The following is a 19,732-nucleotide window of genomic DNA, read 5'->3' on the forward strand; positions in this document are numbered from 1 at the left end:
AAAGAAGAATATTTATGCTTTCTTAGAACTTCGAGTCCGATCCCGGGCCCCTCTCGACCCCGGCGCAAGCGGTCTATGCTTGATCAGAACACAGCGAGGCAATCGATATGGATGTCAGCGGATCCTGGTCGGCACGGGATGAAGCCCTCGGCCAAAAACTGATCGAACAGGGGCAACTCACCGGCAAGGAGCTGAGCCGGCTGGCGCGCATGCAACGGGGCCAGCAGGAAGCCGTGCCCCTCACCCGTTTGCTGCTCAACCTGGGCATGATGTCGGAACGGGAGCTGGCCCGCACCCTGGCCGAGCAGTACTCCCTGCCACTGACAGAAAATGAGAGTTACCCCCTGGCGCCGCCGCTGGAGCAATCCCTGCCCTACCGCTTTCTCAAGGAACACCGCCTGGTTCCCCTGCATCAGGACCAAACCACCCTGGTGCTGGCCATGGTGGACCCTGGCGACGACTTCGCCCTGCAGGCCATGGCCATGTTGTGCGGCCAGCCGGTGCGGGCCCAGGTGGGGGTCAGCTCGGAAATCGATGCCGCCATCGAGCGGCTCTATGGCGCAGGCCAGAGCAAAATGGGCGATATCTTATCGGCGGTACAGGAAGAGGAGGAAACCGAGGAACGCATCGCCCAGCTCAAGGACATGGCCAGCGAGGCCCCGGTGATCCGGCTGGTCAACCTGCTGATTCAGAAGGCGGTGGAGCTGAGGGCGTCGGACATTCACGTGGAGCCTTTTGAAAACCGGCTCACCATTCGTTACCGCATCGACGGGGTGCTGCAACAGGGCGAGGCGCCGCCGGTGAACATGACCCCTGCCATTATTTCGCGCATCAAGATCCTGGCCCGGCTCAACATTGCCGAACGCCGCCTGCCCCAGGACGGCCGCATTGAGCTGAAGGTGCAGGGCCAGGATCTCGACATTCGTGTCTCCACCGTGCCCACCATGCATGGTGAAAGCCTGGTGATGCGCCTGCTCAACCGGGAAAGCGTGGTGCTCGACTTTGACGCCCTGGGCTTTGCCGGCGATACCAAAGCCAGGCTGCAGCAGGTGCTGGCCATTCCCCACGGTGTGCTGCTGGTGACCGGCCCCACCGGCAGCGGCAAAACCACCACCCTCTATACCGCGCTCAACCGCCTCAATACCACGGAGCGCAAGCTGATCACGGTGGAAGACCCGGTGGAATACCAGATGGAGGGCATCAACCAGATCCACGTTAAGCCCGCCATCGGCCTGACCTTTGCCAGCGCCCTGCGCGCCATCGTGCGCCAGGATCCCGACGTCATCATGGTGGGGGAAATGCGCGATCTGGAAACCGCCCGCATCTGTGTGCAGTCGGCGCTCACCGGCCACCTGGTGCTGTCCACCCTGCATACCAATGACGCCGCCAGCAGCGTGACCCGGCTGCTGGAAATGGGGGTGGAAGACTACCTGCTCACCTCCACCCTCAACGGCGTGGTCGGCCAGCGCCTGATAAGGGTGCTCTGCCCTCACTGCAAGGAAAGTTATGAACCGCTGCCGGAACTGGTACGGGAGCTGAAGCTGGAACCCCTGGTGCCCGGCGAGCCGGTGCGGCTGTACCGCCCCGTGGGCTGCCCCCACTGTGCCCACACCGGCTACCACGGCCGGCTGGCCATTCAGGAGCTGCTGGTGATGAACGACGACATTCGCAGGCTGGTGCTGAGCCACGCCGACGCCGGCCAGATCCAGCGCGCCGCCGTGGCCGCCGGCATGCGCACCATGTATGGCGACGGCCTGCTCAAGGCCCGGCAGGGGATCACCAATGTGGAAGAGGTGATTCGGGTCACCCAGGAGGCCTGAGATGGCGCTGTTTCACTTTCGGGCCGTCAGCCACAGCGGCGAGGAGCAGGAAGGCCGGCTGGAAGGGACCGATCAGCAGGCCATCGTGCTGCAACTGCAGCAGCGGGGGCTTATTCCGCTCAGCGTGGAACCCGCCGGCGAACGCCGTACCGGCTGGCTGAACATGAAACTCCGCCTGGGCCGCCGCGGCACCGGTGAGCGGCAGATCCAGGCCCTCACTCAGGATCTGGCTGCCCTGCTCAAGGCCGGGGTGCCCCTGGAACGGGCCCTGGGCATCATGATCCAGGTGCGCGACCGTGAAGACGACACTCATTTGCTGCACCGCCTGCGCGAGGGCATACAGCGGGGCCAGGCGCTGTCGGCGGTACTGGCAGAGCAGGACGCAGGCTTTTCCGCCTTTTACCTCAACATGATCCGCGCCGCCGAGATCTCGGGCAATCTGGAGCAGGGGCTGACGGATCTGGCGCTGTACCTGGAGCGCAGCCGCCGGCTGCGGGAAAAGGCGCTGTCGGCGCTGATTTATCCGCTGATCCTGCTGCTGGTGTCGGCGGCCTCGCTGCTGATCATTCTCACCTACGTCATTCCCCAGTTTCAGCAGCTATTTGCCGACATGGGCCAGGCCATGCCCCTGCCCACCCGCATCGTGATCGGCGCCGCCGACGTCATTCGGCACGCCGGCCCCTGGCTGCTGCTGGGACTGCTGCTGGTGCTGCTCTATGCCCGTCGCCGGCTGCGAGAACCCGGGGTTCGCCGGGCCTGGCACCGGCTGCTGCTGCGCCTGCCCCTGGCCGGGCCACTGATCCAGCGGCTGGAAGTGGCCCGCTTCAGCCGCAGCCTGGGCACCCTGATGAAAGGCGGTGTGCCCCTGCTGGCCGCCCTCGACATCGCCCGCCAGACCCTGGGCAACCAGCTGCTGATGGAGATCCTGGCCGAAGCCGGCCGCGACCTTAAGGAAGGCAAGCGGCTGGCGGAGCCGCTGCAGGCTTCGGGCCGGTTTCCGCCCCTGGCGATACAGATGATTCGAGTGGGCGAGGAAACCGGCCAGCTGGAAGACATGCTGCTCAAGGTGGCCGACACCTACGACCGGGAAGTGGAAACCGCCATCGGGCGCCTGCTGACCATACTGGAGCCGGTGCTGATCCTGGGCCTGGGGGTGCTGATTGCCGGCATCATCATTTCCATGCTGGTGGCCATTCTCGGCATCAACGAACTGCCCATCTGAGGAGGCAAAAATGCGTCATCCACATCAACCCAAGGGATCCGGTTTTACCCTGCTCGAGCTGCTGGTGGTGCTGGTGATCCTGGGACTGCTGGCCAGCCTGGCCGGTCCCCAGGTGCTGCGCCAGCTGGGCGGCTCCAAGACCAAGACGGCGGCACTGCAGATCAAGGAGCTGGGTACGGCGCTGGATCTGTACCGGCTGGAAGTGGGTCGTCATCCCACTACCGGTGAGGGGCTGGAGGCGCTGATCAGCGCCCCCGCCGGTGCCAGAGGCTGGAACGGCCCCTACCTGAACAAAAAATCGGTGCCGCAGGATCCCTGGGGCTACGACTACCAGTACCGCTCTCCCGGCCAGCATGGTGAGTTCGACCTGTTCAGCCTGGGCGCCGACAACCAAGAAGGAGGTTCGGGTGAAGCCCAGGACGTGGTCAGCTGGGAGTAAAAACACCGGCTTTACTCTGCTGGAACTGCTGGTGGTGCTGACCATCGCCCTGCTGGCCCTGACCGTGGCCCTGCCGCGCTTTGCCGCTCTGCTGCCCGGCGCCGAGCTGAAAAGCTACAGCCGCCAGAGCGCCGCCCTGCTGCGGCTGGCCCGCAGCCAGGCCATTGCCACCGGCGACAGCGTGACCCTGACGCTGAACAGCGGGCAGCGGCAAACCCGGCTGTCCGGGCAGATCCCGGCGCATCCCTGGCCAGCGGGAATAACACTGAGCCTGACCGGCACCGGGCCACAGCCGCCTGCCAGTGCCTCCGCCGAGCTGGTGTTCTACCCCGACGGCGCCAGCAGCGGCGGCACCCTGAAGGTGGCCGGCAAAAACCGACAATATCGTATTCAGATCGACTGGCTCACCGGCCGGGTGTCTTTCGATGATCCCCCGCTCACGCCATAACCAGAAGGGCTTTACCCTGCTGGAAGTGCTGGTGGCCTTTGCGGTGCTCACCGTTGCCCTGGGAGTACTGCTCACGATTTTTTCCCTGGCGATCCGCACCACCCAGACCGCCCTGGACCAGCAAAAGGCGGTGCTGCTGGCGGAGTCGAAACTGGCCGAGCTCGACGCCGCCCTGACCCTGCGTCCCGGGGTGGAGCGGGGGACGTTCGACGACCGCTTTGCATGGGAGACCCGCATTGAGGAGTTCGACAGCCGGCCCCTGCTGGACAACCAGTCCATGTTGCTTCCCTACCGGCTGTCGGTGACGGTGAGCTGGAGCGAGCGCCGTCACTATGAACTCACCACCCTGCGGTTGGTGCGCACGGAGGCCCGATGATGCCAACCGAATTAAATTGCCGTTCAGGTACTGACTGCAGCTCCACGGTCGCCGTTTGCTGTGGTCACTCCCGAGAAGGCGGGAGTCCATGCTGTATGTCCTCGGCGGTAACACGCCTTCGAACACGCACGCGCGGCTTTACCCTGCTGGAGCTGATGGTGGCCCTGAGCCTGCTGACCCTGCTGGCAGGGCTGATGTTCGGCGGCTTTCGCATTGCCAGTCACGCCTGGCAAACCGTGGACGAGCACAACAGCCAGCTGAGTGAAACCGTACAGGCCCAGCGTTTTCTGCGCCGGCTGCTGGCTCGCAGCCAGGCCCGCTCGGTGCCGGAAACCCGGGACGCCTCCCTGCTTTCCTTTCAGGGAGACCAACGCTCGCTGATTTTCCTCTCTACCCTGCCCCAGCGAGACAGCCGCGTCACTCAGCCGGCCTGGTTCTACCTGGCACTGGACGACAGCGTTCCCGAACAACCGATGCTGGTGCTGAAAACTCAAGCCCTGGCCGGCCTAGACGCCCCCACGCCGGAGCAACCGGAGATCACCTTTGACTGGTACCAGCTGGTGGACGACTTTCAGCCCCCAAACGACATAGCGCCCTTGCTGACCCTGCCCGCCGCGGCCTTTCGCCTCGACTACCTGCCTTCGGAAGAAAACGGTCTGCAGCTCGATTGGCAGGCGGACTGGCAACAGCAAGACAGGCTGCCATTACTGGTACGGCTGCAACTGAATGAAGACTGGCCGGCGCTGATCGTGTCTCCCGGGGAACAGGCCAATGTCGTTAAACAAATGCGCTAACCAAAAGGGCATTGCCCTGATCAGCGTGCTGTGGCTGCTGTTGTTGCTGACGGTGCTGGCCTCGGGGCTGTCGGTGAACAGCCGCCACCAGGCCCGGCAGAGCGGCAACATCGCCACCGCCACCCAGCTGCAGCAGGGGGCTGACGCCGGCCTGCACCTGGCGCTGCTGGCCCTGGCCCAACCGCCGGCTCAGCAACCCTGGCTGGCCGACGGCAGCCCCCATGTGGTGCCGTTCGGCGACATGTCGGTGTATGTGGCGCTGTTTAACGAAAGCGGCCGTATCGATCTCAACACCGCCGGCCCCGAACTGCTCGATGGCCTGCTGGCCACCGTCGAGCCCGACGACGCCCTGCGTGGCCGGCTGACAGACGCCATTCTGGACTGGCGCGACGGCGACGATCTGCGCCGGCTCAATGGCGCCGAGCTCGACGATTATCTGGCGGCCGGCCTGGATTACGGTCCCGCCAATGCCCCCTTTACCTCGGTGGACGAGCTGCAGCAGGTACTGGAGATGACGCCTGAACTTTACCGGAAAATTCGTCACAGCCTGACCCTGCGCAACCCGCGCCGGGGCATCAACCCGCAGTTCGCCCCCCGGCAGGTGTTGCTGGCCCTGCCCGGCGTCAGCGAAGCCACGGTGGATCAGTTTATTGAAGACAAACGCGTCCGGCATGAAGCGGGCCAGCCACCTCCGGCCACCGACCTGTTTCCCCAGGCGCTGCTCTCTAGCGGCCCCCCCGGGGTCAACTACACTATTCATACTGAAGCCCGAATGAATACGGTATATCGCTACCGGCTGACCGCCACTCTGCTCAACCGTCCGAGTCAGCCCCTGCTACTGAAGGCGGAACAGGAATTTATTCCGCTGTTTACCGACACAGCCCCTGACGGAGACGCCCTATGGATGGGGACCGAATGACTCAGGCACTTGGCCGCCATGGCCGCCAACTGACACAAACACTGGCCCGGTTCTGGGGCTGGTGGAGCGGACAGCTAATTACCTTGCTGCCGGAACGGCTGCGCCGGCGACTGCTTCGCCCCGGTCAGTCACTGTGCATTTATGCTGAGCAGGATCAATACCGGCTGCAACTGCAGCCCGATGGCCACGTCCAGGCACTGGCAGACATGACTCCCGCCGAACGGCAGCAACTGGTGCAAAAGGCCACTCGAGTGCGGTTGTGCCTGCCCGCCAGCGAGCTGCTGCTGACCCGACTCACCCTGCCCGCCGCCACCGCCGGCAACCTGGACAATGTGCTGCGCTTTGAAATGGACCGACACACGCCCTTTACCGCCGATCAGGTGTATTTCGGCTTTACCGTCGCCCCCCGGGAAAAACACAGCCCGCATATTCAGGTCAGCCTGCTGCTGGCGCCCAAAACGCCGGTTGACGCTCACCTTGCCGAGCTCTCGGCCCTGGGGCTGTCCCCTTCCCTGCTGTGCGATGCCGACCATGCCGAAGCCCCCTCCATTGCCCTGCCTGTGGCTCCCGGCGGCGCCAGCCAGGGCGCGGGCCGGCTGAAAAACCTGCACGGCGCCCTGGTACTGATCATGCTGTTGTTGCTGATCGCCGTGCCCCTTTACCACCGCCAGAGCCGCATCGACAGCCTTAGCGCCGAACTGGAGCCGCCCCGCCAACGGGCCGAGCAGGCCGCCGCCCTCAAACGCCAGCTGGACGCCCTGCGCGACAGTCGGGCGTTTCTCAGCAACAAGAGAGCCGAACGCCCGCCCACCCTGCCACTGCTGGACGAGCTCACCCGCCAGTTACCCGATCATACCTGGCTGACCCGGCTGGAGCTGGGGCACGACACCCTGCAGATCCGCGGCGAGTCGGCCAATGCCTCCGAGCTGATTGGCCTGCTGGAAGGCTCTCCATTGTTTTCCGACGTGCGCTTCAGTTCGCCAATCACCAACAACCCGGCCACCGGCAAGGATCGTTTCATGATCACCGCCCGGCTGAATGAGGGAACGCTGCCATGAACCTGGATGCCCGGCAACAGCAACTGGCGGCACTGGGCCTGCTGCTGCTGGTGGTACTGCTGGTGTTCAGCCTGTTCATCAGCCCGCTGTTCAGCCTGTTCTGGCGCCAGGGCCTGATAACGCGCCAGCTGGAGTCCCAGCTGGCGCGTTATCAGGCCCTGGCCGGCGAGCTGGAGCAAACCGAGCAACAGCTGCAACGGCTGAGGGCCAGTGCGCCCGACGACAACCTCTACCTGCCCGAACAGCGTCCTGCCCTGGCCCAGGCCTGGCTGCAGCAGCACCTTAACCGCCGAGTGGCCCAAAGCGGCGGCCAGCTGGTGAGCATTCAGAACGCACCGGCAGCCAGCGATGGCCCGCTGCCGGAAGTCATGCTGCGGGTGCATCTGCGCAGCGAACTCAGCGAGCTGGTACCGCTGATCCATGCCCTGGAGTCGGGCACGCCGGCGCTGTTTATCGAGGATCTGGTGATTACCGCCTCCCCCCGCCGGGCACGCCAGCGCAACAATCAGGCCGTGCTCCGCCGGCAAAGCGCCCGAGTACAGGACATCCCCTCCCTCGACGTACGTTTCAGCCTGCTCGGCTATACCCGACAGGAGGCGCCATGACGCTCACCCCCTGGCCCCTGCTACTGATGCTGTGGCTGCCGGCGGCGCAGGCGCAGACCGAGGAGCCCGACTATCCACCGCTGGAGCAATTTGATGCCCTGCTGGAACGGCCGCTGTTCAACGCCAGCCGACGGCCCGAGGCCGAGGAAGACAACCGCGCCCCCCTGAGCGAAAGTGCCGCCCACATGCGTGAAAAATGGCGTCTGAGCGGTGTGGTGTGGGAACACGGTCAGCAGTTGGCCCTGTTCAGCGAGCGGCAAGACGAAGGCAGGCAGCGGTTACGCACCGGCATGTATCTGGAGGGCAACTGGCTGCTGGAGGAGATCACCGAACACAGCGTCACCCTGACCGACAATGACCAGCGCCTGCGGCTGGAACTGTGGGAGCCGAGAGCACCGTCCACCCGGCCGCTGCCGGAGCCGAGTCCGCCACCGAAGGCGGACGAACCGCCGGAGCAGAACACTCACAACGGCGACCAGCCGGAGACCGTACAGGGAAGTAACGGGGAGTCATTATGAACAAGCTTTTATTATCTCGCTGGCTGGGCGCCGGCCTCATTGGCACCCTGCTGGTGGCCTGCACCACCCCCACCGGCGACCGGGGGGCGCTCGACAAGCCCTGGGGCAAGGAACGAGTCAGCAGCAGCTATGATCCGGTCAGGCTGCCAGCGGGCGAACAGCCCGCAGACCGACTGCCCGCCAGCTTGACCCCGGCACCGACAGTCCCCCCCGCGACCCGCAGCGAAATCTACCGGGGCTCGGGCAACTTTATGCGTCTGGACCAGGCGGAGCAGGCCCGGGAACCGGCCCCCGGTGACGTCACCCTCAACTTTCAGGGCTCCGACATTGCCGAGGTGGTCAAAACCATACTGGGCGACATTCTGCAGCTCAATTACTCCCTCGACGAACGGGTGCGCGGCCAGGTGTATCTGCAGACCAGCCGGCCCATTCGTCAGGACGACCTGCTGCCCACCCTCGAAAGCCTGCTGCAAACCCACGGCGCCGCCCTGGTGCACAGCAACGGCCTGTTCAACGTGGTACCCGCCGGTGAAGTGCCGCCCTCGGCGCTGAATCCGCGGCTCACTCCCACCGCCGAACGGGGTTACCAGATGCTGATTTTGCCCCTGCGCTACATTGGCGCCCGGGAAATGGAGAAAATCCTGGAGCCGGTCAAGTCCCGCCAGGGCGCCATGATGGTGGACGACAGGCGCAATCTGCTCACCCTGGTGGGCACCCGGGACGAGCTCACCAACATTCGCGATACCGTCCATCTGTTTGATGTGGACCAGTTACGCGGCATGTCGGTAGGGCTGTTCCGGCTGCAGGCCAGCAGCGCCGAAATCATCGCCAGCGAGCTGCAGGCCATTTTCGGCGACGAGGCCGAGGGCCCACTGGCGGGCATGGTGCGCTACCTGCCCATAGAGCGGCTCAACGCCCTGCTGGTGATCACCCCCCAGGAGCGCTACCTGACCGATGCCCGAGTATGGATAGAACGGCTGGATCGGGCCGAAAACCCCCGTGGCCTCAACATGTATGTGTATCACGTGCAGAACGGCAAGGCCGACCACCTAGCCGAACTGCTTAACCAGCTGTTTGACAGCCAGCGCCGCAACAGCGCCGGCTCCTCCCTGCCGCCGGCCACCAGCACCAGCGAAGAAGGCAGCCCGGTGCAGATTGCCACCGGCATTAGCGCCGCCAACCTGGATGTGGGGGAAGTGAGCGTCATCGCCGACACCGAACGCAACGCCCTGGTGGTGATGGCCGCCAGCGCCGACTACGAGAAGGTGGAGCAGGCCATCAAGCGGCTGGATCAGCTGCCGCTGCAGGTGCTGGTGGAAGCCACCATAGTGGAAGTGAGCCTGGAAGACGAACTGCGCTACGGCCTGCAATGGTATTTCAAAAACAACCTGGGCGGCGGTCGCAGCGGCGTGGGTGCCGTGGGGGCGCTGCCCATTCCTTCCCCCTTTGACGGCGGCCTGGACGTCAGCGCCAGCTACGAGGTGTTCAACGCCGCCGGCACCCGGGCCCTGCTCCAGGCCCTGGCCAGCGACTCCAAGGTCAACGTGATCTCCTCCCCCTCGCTGATGGTGCTCGACAACCAGAAGGCGCTGATCCGCGTGGGGGATCAGGTGCCCATTCGCACCTCGGAAACCACCAACCTCAACAGCGACATAGGCAACGTGACCAGCACCATTCAGTATCGCGATACCGGTGTGTTGCTGGAAGTCACCCCGCGAGTAAACGCCGGCGGCATGGTGGTGCTGGAGCTGGTGCAGGAGGTGAACGACGTGGCCACCACCACCAGCTCCAACATTCAGTCGCCCACCATTACCCAGCGTAAAATCGATACCCGGGTAGCGGTGCAAAGCGGTGAAACCCTGGTGCTGGGGGGGCTTATCCGCGAAAACACCACCCGCGACAGCCAGGGTGTGCCCGGCCTTCGCCATGTGCCGGTGCTGGGCTGGCTGTTTGGCAGCAGCGGCACCAACACCCGCCGCACCGAGCTGGTGGTGCTGATCACCCCCACCGCCGTGGCCAGTGCCATCGACGCCCGCGCCGTCACCCAGGAATACCGCAGCAAACTGCAGCAGGTGGCGATGTAACAAAGAACGGGCATGCCCAAAGAATGGGATGCCCCTTGCCATGTATCATTTACGATACCGTAATAATAAAAAACAATACTTATAAAACAGCTAGTTACCTTTTTCCTTAAGATGACGTGTTAACTATCGTTGACAATCTGTTTCCCCTTACGGTTTTCCATTCGAGACTATCTGATATAAATCAGCAAGATATCGTTTATGGCATGGTTTCTGCCTTTATTCGAACACCCCGCCAGGTCGCCGTCTGCTTCTGATGCTGCCGACCCGGCTGTTGTGGTTGAACCAAGGAGACAGAATCATGTTATTCCGAAACAACGGTAAGCCAGGCAACACCGGTACCCGGCTTCGTATTTTCGCCGCGGCCGGTGCCTGCAGCCTGATCATGACGCTCAGCCTGCCGCTGGCTCAGGCTGCGGGATCGGTGGAGCCCTATGTTGAAAAGGGAAACTATAAACTGAGCTGTGAATATGGCCAGTATGCTTTCAAGATTGATCCCTTCAGTTATGGCACCCACACCGACACCAAGACAAACACCAGCTTCATCATAAAAAAAGGCGAATATGAAAAGTCGTTCAACTGGGAAATACATTACGGTGGCGTTACCAAGATTGCGGTAAAGGGAGGACCAGACACCAACCTGTATCATCATGAATATCCGGTTGATTCAGGCAGCGGGCTTTACGCTCCCGATAACAAGGGTGGTCAGCGGTCCGATGTCAGTCATGTGACCTTCTGTTACGAGCCGGCCAAGGCCAGCATAGAAGTCACCAAGAAGTGTTTAGAGCAGGATCAGAATAAAGATTACAACTCATTCACTGCTAGGAATACCGTTACCATCAAGAACACCGGTGACATTCCCCTGCAAAAGATATGGCTGGAGGAAAAGCTTGATAACTGTACCATTGTGGAGATCAACGGTTATCCCCACGAGCAAAAACTGTACAAGGATCAACCGGCCTTACTTGAAAACATAACGCTGGATAATAAGGACGATTACGCAACCCTGATCATCAGCTGCAAAACTGATGATCCCAATGTCGTCAATCATGTGCAGGTCAAGGGCGAGACCAAATACGGAAAGTATGTAGACAGCTATGCCATGTCCGATCCCTACCAGCAATGCAAGTTTGTTTATCAGCCCGGCGTTACCGTGGAAAAGACCTGTGTCGATGACAGCGTCCACCTGCAAGCAGTCACTTCAGAGTCCATGAAGCTGCTGGCGGTACGGGTCTGCCCGTCCATTACCATTTACAACAACGGTAACGAAAGCCTGAAAGACATCAAGGTGACCGATGCGTCAATTCCTTTGCTGGCCGAAGGTTATATTCTCAAGGATGTGGCGCTCTATCCTCATACGGAAATCAATCTTGCCGAGTGGCTTGCTGAACATGACCAATACAGTACCAGTGACAGCCTCTGCTACTACCCGGATGTTCCCCGCGGCCATGATGGCTATCCCCTGCCAGTACTGGACGAAACCATAGAGTATGACGACAGGTATGCTCCCGACACTGCCGCCTTCTTTAACCAGGTCAAGGTAGTCGCGACAGGCTACAAGTCCTACACCGAGGTGGCAGACGACGACACCACCTACAGCTACGATGAAGAAAATCATCAGTGGGTAGCGGAATGCCCGCTGTGTGCCCCCTGCCCCGAGTGCGACAAGGATACTGAATATTAATCTGCAGGGCATTCTGGCAAGCAAAAGGGGCGGCATCAGCCGCCCCTTGTACGATGAACGTCCGTCAATAACGTATTCCCGATTCATCCCACAAGGAAATATAGCGGCAACAATGACGACGGGGAAAATAACGACAACATAAAACAGAACCTGAACGAACCCACACATGTCCCAGTTTTTTACTGTCGGGCTGTTTGCCGGAACACTTTTTTATCCGTTGATGTTTCATGGCGACCATGCCTCATGCCATTACCACCCAAGGACATGAGGCAAGTTTTACACCACCTTGAACAAGTTTTTGTTTATCAGCAGGTTGTGAAAGCGTTTATGCCTCGCCGTGCTTAAAAGTGTTAACCACAAGAAACAGCAGGCGTTTATTTTATTTGGTATTTGGCAGCCGGTGTTTTTCCATCAGCCGGTACAGAGTGACGCGGGAAACCCCCAGTAACTTGGCCGCCAGCGACACGTTATTGCCGGCTTTTTTCAGGCTGCGCCGAATGGCCTGGCACTCGGCCTGATTGCGGGCTTCCTCCAGGGTAGGCACGGACTGGGCCTGATCGCCGCCCAGCCCCAGATCAGCCGCGGTGATCAGCCGGTGCTCGCTCATCACTATGGCCTTGCGCACCCGGTTGATCATTTCCCGCACATTGCCAGGCCAGTCGTGGCAGTTCATGGCCGCCATGGCCTTGCGGCTGAAACCGCGCACCCTGTGATGGCGGCCTTCGGTAAACTTGCGAAAAAAGAAGTTGGCCAGCAGCTCAATGTCCCCCTCCCGCTCCTTGAGATCCGGCACCTCTATGCTGAGCACGTTCAGCCGGTAGTAAAGATCTTCCCGAAAACCACCCTCTCGCACTGCAGCCTCCAGATCCCGGTGGGTGGCGGCAATGACCCGGGCGTCGATATACAGGGTTTCATGCCCGCCCAACCGCTCTATGGTTTCTTCCTGCAGAAAACGCAGCAGGTTCACCTGCAGCGACAGCGGCAAATCGCCAATCTCGTCCAGAAACAGGGTGCCGCCGCCGGCGGCTTCTATGCGTCCAATCTTGCGACAATGGGCCCCGGTGAAGGCGCCCTTCTCATGGCCAAACAACTCGGTCTGGATCAGGTTTTCCGGCAGGGCACCACAGTTGAGTGCCACAAAGGGCCCGTTGTGGCGGGGAGAACGCTGGTGAATGGCCCGGGCGATCAGCTCTTTGCCGGAGCCGCTGCTGCCGGTGATCAGCACGGTGGCATCCACCCCGGCCACCTTGCGGATCTGGCTGAACACCAGCCGAATAGCCGGGCTGGCGCCCACCATCTGGCACTCCTCCCGGTAACGGCGCAACTCGTCTTCCTTCTCCCGCAGCCGGCCCAGTCCCCAGGCATGGCCAAGGGTGGCACAGAGATAAGGCGCCTTGTCTTTCAGCGGCAGGGTGTAATAGTCAAAAAAATAGTCGTATATCAGCTCGCTGGTGGCGCCGTTGTTCAGCTGCTCCGGCTCTATCAGGGCTATCCAGTTGAGCGGCGGCGTCCCTTCCACCAGCCGCTCAAAGTTGCCGCGCTGCTCCTCATTGAGCTCGCCAATATGGGCCAGTGCCACCTGGAAACTGTCATTATCGAGAGCGGATTTGGCCTCGGCCACGGAGTCGGCTCGAACGATCTGCCAGTTTTCCAGACCAGCCAGCAGCTCGGTACGGGGGGATGACGAGAGAGACAGGTAGAGCACCTTTCTTGAGTCCATGCTGCCATGCCCCGCACTGCAATGATGATGTGCTCCGCTGTTCATGCTGTTATCAGCCCCTTCCCCTGGAACGGATATTCACCAGTTTAGTACAGGCGCCGCACTATCCCGGTAAAAGCGGCCTCTGGCTTCTATATTTAAACAGATTCAATACCAGGGACGGCCATCATGTACGGTGATTACTTCGGGTTAACGGATCTGCCCTTTTCCATTGCGCCGGATCCCCGTTTTCTTTATTCCAGCCAGCAGCACCGGGAAGCACTGGCTCACCTCCAGTATGGCCTGCACTGCCCCGGCGGCTTTGTGCTGCTGACCGGCGAGGTGGGTACCGGCAAAACCACGGTGTGCCGGTGCCTGCTGGAGCAGGTGCCGAAGCACACCGAACTGGCCTTGATGCTCAGCCCCGGCGGTAGCGCCATCGAACTGCTCGCGGCCATTTGTCAGGAGCTGAAGGTGGCCGTCCCCGAGCAACCCGATGTCCGGCAGCTGACCAATGCCATTCACCATCATTTGCTGGAGTCTCACGCCAATGGGCGCCATACCGTGCTGCTTATTGACGAGGCACAAAATCTGTCGGTCGAGCAGCTGGAGCACATTCGGCTGCTCACCAACCTGGAAACCAACACCCAAAAACTGCTGCAAATCATGCTGCTGGGTCAGCCGGAGCTGGCAGAAACCCTGGCCCGGCCCGAGCTTCGGCAACTGTCCCAGCGCATTACCGCCCGCTATCACCTGACACCGCTGTCGTTTGATGAAATGCGCGCCTACATTGCCCACCGGTTGTCGGTGGCAGGCATAGAAGCCCAGCTGTTTCAGCCTGCCAGCCTGCGCCGGCTGTATCGCCTGACCGGCGGCGTGCCCCGGCTGATTAACGTGATCTGCGACCGAGCCCTGCTCGGCGCCTTTGTGCAACGTCTGCCCAGAGTGGATGCGGCCACCCTGAACCGGGCGGCCGTGGAGGTACTGGGCAGCACGGCCTTTGTTTCCCGCCGGCGTGCACCGGCCATCGCCACGGCGTTGCTGGCTCTGGTCGCCGGACTGGCCCTGGCCGGCTGGCAATACCGCAGCGAGGTGTCGCATCTGCTGATGGCGCAGGAAGCGCCCACAGCTTCTGCCGCACCGAAGCCGGCCGTTACAGCAGCCGACGCTGTACTCCCTCCCCCGGCTGCCAACGCTGCCGACTCCCCGACGACGCCATGGCCGGAAATAGACACCGAGCTCAGCCAGGTCATGGCTTACCGGCAGCTGTTTGCGCTCTGGCAACTCAACTACGATCCCGCCACCCAGCCGGTGGTGTGTCGTTATGCCCGCAGTCGGCAGCTGGACTGCACCGTGCAGAACGCCAGCCTCGCCACCCTCAAGGCACAAAATCACCCGGCGGTATTCCGGCTGGAACGGCCGGGGCACCCGCCCCTGTACGCAACCCTGACCGCCATCAAGGATGAGCAGGCCAGCATCACGGTGGGCGGGCACAACCTGCAGGTGCCACTGGCGCAGCTGGAAGCCTGGTGGCCCGGCAGTTACGTCATGCTGTGGCAGCCGCCGCCCCGCTACCAAGGGCCCATGGGCACGGGCAGTCGGGGCGAAGCGGTGACCTGGCTGGAACAGCGGCTGGCCGAATGGCGGGGCCGCCCGGCGCGCCCCGCCCAGCGCCATTACGACGAGGTGCTGAGCACCGAGGTACGGGCATTTCAGCGCAGCAAGGGACTCACACCGGACGGCATTTTCGGCCCCCAGACCGGCATTTATTTCAGCGCCAGCCTGCAGGGTAGTCTGCCCCGGCTCAGCGACTAACCGGAGGCGCGAACGTGTCTTATATTCTTGATGCCCTGAAACAGTCGGAACGCCGCCGCAACAGCCGGACTATGGTAAGTGGACCTGTGTCGCCCGCCGAGATATCGCCCCCACCGACGCTGCCGTTTTACCGCCGCCGGGGGCCCTGGCTGCTGCTCATTCTGCTATTGGCACTGCCGCTGGGTATTGGCCTGGGACGTTTTGGCGCCGGCTGGCTGGGGTTGTCGTCTGCGCCTGAGGCCATCATTCCCCCCCCGGGCCCGGTCGCTGCCACGCCCGATGCCCCCATGGTCATTGCCTCCCATTCACCCCGTATTTTGCTGGAAGCACCACCGGCGGTCAGCCTGAACGGGTCCGAGCCGGGCCCAACTCCCCGGCCACAACAGGCCACGGCCCCACCGCCACCAGTGCCGGCCGAGGAAACCCGAACGCCCGAGCCGGTGTTTGATCCCGGAGTGCCGGACCTGCGGATGTTGCCCGCCAGCATTCGCAGCCGGCTGCCGACGCTCACGTTGTCGGTACACATTTATGCGTCGGATCCGGCCGCGCGCATGGTCAATATCAATGGTCAAATGGTGCGGGAAGGACAAAGCGCCGCTGGCCTGACCGTACAACGCATTACCCCCAAAGGCGTGATACTGAACTTTGAAGGCAGCGATTTTCACCTGTATTCGATTGGCGGCTGAGGGTTCATGACCCTGTCTTGAGGTAAGATGGCGGCTCTGTTTGCCAATGCGAGTCATGCCATGAGTCACTTTACCCTGCTGGTGGGATCCACCCTCGGCAGCGCCGAGGATCTGGCCGAAGAAATGGCCGATCAACTGCAATCGATCGGCCATTCAACGGTTATTCACACTTCTCCCCAGCTTGATCACATCTTGATCGCCCCCGATCATTACCTGCTGCTGGTGTGCTCCACCCATGGCGCCGGCGATCTGCCCGACAACATTCAGCCCTTGCTGGAAGCACTGCAGCAGCAACGCCCTCCATTGCAGGGGCTCAGCTACCTGGCCGTGGGCCTGGGCGACACCAGCTACGATACCTTCTGTCACGCCATACAAAGGCTGGATCAACAGCTGGAATCCCTGGGTGCCGGCCGGATCGGGGATCGGCTGGAAATTGATGTCAGCGCCGGGGATCCCCCCGAGCAACAGGCGCAGATCTGGCTGGATCAGTGCCTGAATGAGGCCGGGATCCGCTGATATTCACGCCGGCCCGTGATCAACCCGGCACCCCTGAGCCGCGGATCTGAATTTCTTCCACCAAGTTATCAACAGATCCCGGCCTGCAGATCATTTCCATCAGAAAACCGTTTCCGCCAAGGTATGTGGATAAGCATGGTTCAAACCGGTGTTAAACCTATAGTTATCCTATAAACTAAATTTCTTTCCGCCGGCACCTGTGCATAAAGTGGCAAGTTAACCACCCTTCATACCGGAGTACGGGATCTGTTTTCCACATCAAGCGATCGGTGATAAGTAAATGATCTCCATGATCAAAAAGTGCTTATACACAGATCCGGGCGATGCTAATAACAGATCCAACAGAAGATCGATCTAAAGATCTAAGATCTATAAGCGATCGCCGGATCCGCCCTGATCCGGTTTCCATCCCCTTCACAAACCGGCTAAAATGAGCGCCCCCTGAACAGGGTCGCCAGTTCACTGAGCGGCCGGCACCAGGGGCCGTGGATCCTTTCAGCCGAGTGTTTCAAGAGTGTTCGTTATGCAATATGAAGAATGGTTTGATGTCATCGTGGTCGGTGGTGGCCACGCCGGAACGGAAGCCGCTGCCGCCGCTGCCCGTATGGGGGCGAACACCCTGTTGCTGACGCACAATATCGATACCCTCGGACAAATGTCCTGTAACCCGGCCATTGGCGGCATCGGCAAGGGACATCTGGTCAAGGAGATCGATGCCCTGGGCGGGATCATGGCCCAGGCCGCCGACAACGCCGGTATTCAGTTTCGTACCCTGAACGCGTCAAAAGGCCCGGCGGTACGTGCCACCCGGGCTCAGGCGGATCGTCAGCTCTATCGCCAGGCGGTCAGAACCCGGCTGGAAAACCAGCCCAACCTGAAGATCTTTCAGCAGGCCTGCGACGATCTGATCCTCGACGGCGACACCGTCACCGGAGTGATCACCCAGACCGGCCTGAAGTTTTACGGTAAAACCGTGGTGCTCACCGTAGGGACCTTTCTCAATGGCCGTATTCATATCGGCATGGACAACTACCAGGGCGGCCGTGCCGGGGATCCACCCTCCATCGCCCTGGCCAGTCGCCTGCGCGAACTGCCGCTGCGTATCGACCGGCTGAAAACCGGCACCCCCCCCCGTATTGACGCCAACAGCGTGGATTTTTCGGTGATGCAGCCCCAGCCCGGCGACCACCCGACCCCGGTGTTTTCCTTCATCGGTAGCCGGGCGGATCAGCCCCGCCAGGTGCCCTGCTACATCACCCACACCAACGAGCGCACCCATGAAGTGATCCGCCAGAACCTGGATCGCAGCCCCATGTACGCCGGGGTGATCGAGGGGATCGGCCCCCGCTACTGCCCGTCGATCGAAGACAAGATCATGCGCTTCGCCGACAAGGCCTCACACCAGATCTTCGTGGAGCCGGAAGGGCTGACCAGCACCGAGCTTTATCCCAACGGCATTTCCACCAGCCTGCCGTTCGACGTACAGATCCAGATCGTGCGTTCGATCCGCGGCTTTGAGCAGGCTCATATCATGCGCCCCGGTTACGCCATCGAGTACGACTACTTCGATCCTCGGGATCTGCGATCCAACATGGAAAACAAGTGTCTGCACAACCTGTTCTTCGCCGGCCAGATCAACGGCACCACCGGCTACGAGGAAGCCGGCGCCCAGGGGCTGCTGGCGGGCACCAATGCCGCTCTGCGCGCCTTTGACCGCGACGCCTGGTCGCCCCGCCGGGATCAGGCCTACCTGGGCGTGATGATGGATGATCTGTCCACCCTGGGCACCCAGGAGCCCTACCGCATGTTTACCAGCCGGGCCGAATACCGCCTGCTGCTGCGGGAAGACAACGCCGATCTGCGCCTGACCGAGGAAGGCCGCAAACTGGGACTGGTGGACGATCACCGTTGGGCGCTGTTCTGCGACAAGGTGGAACGCATCGAGCAGGAAAGCCAGCGCCTGCGCAGTACCTGGATCAACCCCAGGCATGCCGCCGCCCCGGCCCTGAACGAAAAACTGAAAACGCCCCTCAGCCGGGAGCACAACCTGGAAGAGCTGCTGCGCCGCCCCGAGCTCGACTACGCCACCCTGATGGCCATCGAGGGCATTGGCCCGAGCATCGATCATGAACAGGCCGCCGAGCAGGTGGAGATCCAGACCAAGTACGCCGGCTACATTGAACGCCAGCAGGACGAAATCCAGAAGCAGCTGCGCAATGAGCACACCCAACTGCCGCTGGATCTGAACTATGCCGAGGTCTCCGGGCTGTCCAACGAAGTGATCGCCAAGCTCAATCAGGCACGGCCCGAAACGCTTGGGCAGGCGTCACGCATTTCCGGTGTGACCCCGGCGGCCATCTCCATTTTGCTGGTTCATCTTAAAAAGCGCGGCCTGCTGCGCAAGTCGGCCTGAGGTTCATGATGCTGCAACAACTGAACGATTTGCTGGCCCGGACCGAGCTTGAGGTCAGCGATAAACAGGCGGAGCAACTGGTGGCTCTGGTGGGGCTGCTCGACAAGTGGAACAAGGCCTACAACCTCACCTCGGTGCGGGATCCGCAAGCCATGCTGGTCCGCCATATCATGGATAGCCTGGTAGTGAGCCCTTACCTCGAGGGGCAGCGCTTCATCGATGTGGGCACCGGCCCCGGGCTGCCCGGGCTGCCCCTGGCCATCATCAATCCCGACAAGCAGTTCGTACTGCTCGATAGTCTCGGCAAGCGCATTCGGTTTATTCGCACCGTGGTGCATCAGCTGGGTCTGACCAACGTGGAGGCGGTGCAAAGCCGGGTGGAAGCGTTCCAGCCCGAGCAAAAGTTCGACGGCGTGCTGAGCCGGGCCTTTGCTTCGCTGGACGACATGTTAAGCTGGTGCGCGCACCTGCCCGCCCCCCATGGCCGTTTTCTTGCCCTCAAGGGACAAGTCCCGGAGCAGGAGCTGCAATCCCTGCCCGCTCACCTGACCTGCCAGGGGGTTTACCCGCTGCACGTGCCCGAGCAGGAAGGCGACCGCCATCTGGTGGTCATTTCGCAAGCCAGCCAGTAGAGGTTTT

General features: G+C 61.8%; 18 protein-coding genes. 17 read left to right on the plus strand and 1 reads right to left on the minus strand.

Annotated elements, in window-relative coordinates:
• The first annotated feature begins 107 nt into the window (after nt 1-107).
• The 12 genes from gspE (at nt 108) to GU3_RS02205 (ending at nt 11,964) form a co-directional block, all read left to right on the plus strand.
• On the plus strand, nt 108-1,820 hold the full coding sequence (gene gspE, locus GU3_RS02150; protein WP_014290917.1) for a type II secretion system ATPase GspE: 1,713 nt from the start codon (nt 108-110) through the stop codon (nt 1,818-1,820).
• A 1-nt stretch (nt 1,821) separates the two neighbouring features.
• Complete coding sequence (locus GU3_RS02155; protein ID WP_014290918.1) at nt 1,822-3,042, plus strand: type II secretion system F family protein; 1,221 nt, start codon at nt 1,822-1,824, stop codon at nt 3,040-3,042.
• Nucleotides 3,043-3,052: 10 nt separating this feature from the next.
• Complete coding sequence (gene gspG / locus GU3_RS02160) at nt 3,053-3,481, plus strand: type II secretion system major pseudopilin GspG (protein WP_014290919.1); 429 nt, start codon at nt 3,053-3,055, stop codon at nt 3,479-3,481.
• Nucleotides 3,450-3,929 (plus strand): GspH/FimT family pseudopilin, encoded by a 480-nt coding sequence (locus GU3_RS02165; RefSeq protein ID WP_014290920.1) that lies wholly within the window; start codon nt 3,450-3,452, stop codon nt 3,927-3,929. Before gspG ends, GU3_RS02165 begins: the two co-directional genes overlap by 32 nt.
• Nucleotides 3,907-4,305, plus strand: a complete 399-nt coding sequence (locus GU3_RS02170; protein WP_014290921.1) for a prepilin-type N-terminal cleavage/methylation domain-containing protein — start codon at nt 3,907-3,909, stop codon at nt 4,303-4,305. The genes GU3_RS02165 and GU3_RS02170 overlap by 23 nt, the downstream gene beginning before the upstream one ends.
• Nucleotides 4,306-4,400: 95 nt before the next feature.
• Complete coding sequence (locus GU3_RS02175; RefSeq protein WP_014290922.1) at nt 4,401-5,099, plus strand: prepilin-type N-terminal cleavage/methylation domain-containing protein; 699 nt, start codon at nt 4,401-4,403, stop codon at nt 5,097-5,099.
• On the plus strand, nt 5,077-6,018 hold the full coding sequence (locus GU3_RS02180) for a general secretion pathway protein GspK (RefSeq protein ID WP_014290923.1): 942 nt from the start codon (nt 5,077-5,079) through the stop codon (nt 6,016-6,018). The genes GU3_RS02175 and GU3_RS02180 overlap by 23 nt, the downstream gene beginning before the upstream one ends.
• A complete protein-coding gene (locus GU3_RS02185; RefSeq protein ID WP_014290924.1) occupies nt 6,015-7,076 on the plus strand; it encodes a PilN domain-containing protein in 1,062 nt (353 codons plus the stop codon). Before GU3_RS02180 ends, GU3_RS02185 begins: the two co-directional genes overlap by 4 nt.
• Nucleotides 7,073-7,681, plus strand: a complete 609-nt coding sequence (gene gspM / locus GU3_RS02190; protein WP_014290925.1) for a type II secretion system protein GspM — start codon at nt 7,073-7,075, stop codon at nt 7,679-7,681. Before GU3_RS02185 ends, gspM begins: the two co-directional genes overlap by 4 nt.
• The gene (locus tag GU3_RS02195) at nt 7,678-8,199 is read left to right on the plus strand and encodes a hypothetical protein (RefSeq protein ID WP_014290926.1); all 522 of its coding nucleotides are present in this window, start codon (nt 7,678-7,680) and stop codon (nt 8,197-8,199) included. Before gspM ends, GU3_RS02195 begins: the two co-directional genes overlap by 4 nt.
• Complete coding sequence (gspD, locus tag GU3_RS02200; RefSeq protein ID WP_014290927.1) at nt 8,196-10,283, plus strand: type II secretion system secretin GspD; 2,088 nt, start codon at nt 8,196-8,198, stop codon at nt 10,281-10,283. The genes GU3_RS02195 and gspD overlap by 4 nt, the downstream gene beginning before the upstream one ends.
• Nucleotides 10,284-10,581: 298 nt before the next feature.
• The gene (locus GU3_RS02205; RefSeq protein ID WP_014290928.1) at nt 10,582-11,964 is read left to right on the plus strand and encodes a hypothetical protein; all 1,383 of its coding nucleotides are present in this window, start codon (nt 10,582-10,584) and stop codon (nt 11,962-11,964) included.
• A gap of 379 nt (nt 11,965-12,343) precedes the next feature.
• Here the strand turns inward: GU3_RS02205 and GU3_RS02210 are convergent, their stop codons facing one another.
• Nucleotides 12,344-13,684 carry a sigma-54 dependent transcriptional regulator gene (locus tag GU3_RS02210; protein WP_041542855.1) on the minus strand — a complete coding sequence of 447 codons (1,341 nt, stop codon included), beginning with the start codon at nt 13,682-13,684 and terminating at the stop codon, nt 12,344-12,346.
• 168 nt (nt 13,685-13,852) lie between these two features.
• Between GU3_RS02210 and GU3_RS02215 the strand changes: the two genes are divergently transcribed.
• From GU3_RS02215 to rsmG, 5 genes are all read left to right on the plus strand, one after another.
• The gene (locus tag GU3_RS02215; RefSeq protein ID WP_014290930.1) at nt 13,853-15,478 is read left to right on the plus strand and encodes an ExeA family protein; all 1,626 of its coding nucleotides are present in this window, start codon (nt 13,853-13,855) and stop codon (nt 15,476-15,478) included.
• 14 nt (nt 15,479-15,492) lie between these two features.
• Nucleotides 15,493-16,164, plus strand: coding sequence for a general secretion pathway protein GspB (locus GU3_RS02220; protein WP_014290931.1), 672 nt, complete (start codon nt 15,493-15,495; stop codon nt 16,162-16,164).
• A 60-nt stretch (nt 16,165-16,224) separates the two neighbouring features.
• Entirely contained in the window at nt 16,225-16,680 is a 456-nt protein-coding gene (gene mioC / locus GU3_RS02225; RefSeq protein WP_041543456.1) for an FMN-binding protein MioC, read from the plus strand.
• 523 nt (nt 16,681-17,203) lie between these two features.
• Nucleotides 17,204-19,093, plus strand: coding sequence for a tRNA uridine-5-carboxymethylaminomethyl(34) synthesis enzyme MnmG (mnmG, locus tag GU3_RS02230; protein ID WP_014290933.1), 1,890 nt, complete (start codon nt 17,204-17,206; stop codon nt 19,091-19,093).
• A gap of 8 nt (nt 19,094-19,101) precedes the next feature.
• On the plus strand, nt 19,102-19,725 hold the full coding sequence (gene rsmG / locus GU3_RS02235) for a 16S rRNA (guanine(527)-N(7))-methyltransferase RsmG (RefSeq protein WP_014290934.1): 624 nt from the start codon (nt 19,102-19,104) through the stop codon (nt 19,723-19,725).
• The last annotated feature ends 7 nt before the right edge of the window (nt 19,726-19,732 follow it).

The sequence above is a fragment of the Oceanimonas sp. GK1 genome (assembly GCF_000243075.1).
Classification (GTDB): Bacteria; Pseudomonadota; Gammaproteobacteria; order Enterobacterales; family Aeromonadaceae; genus Oceanimonas.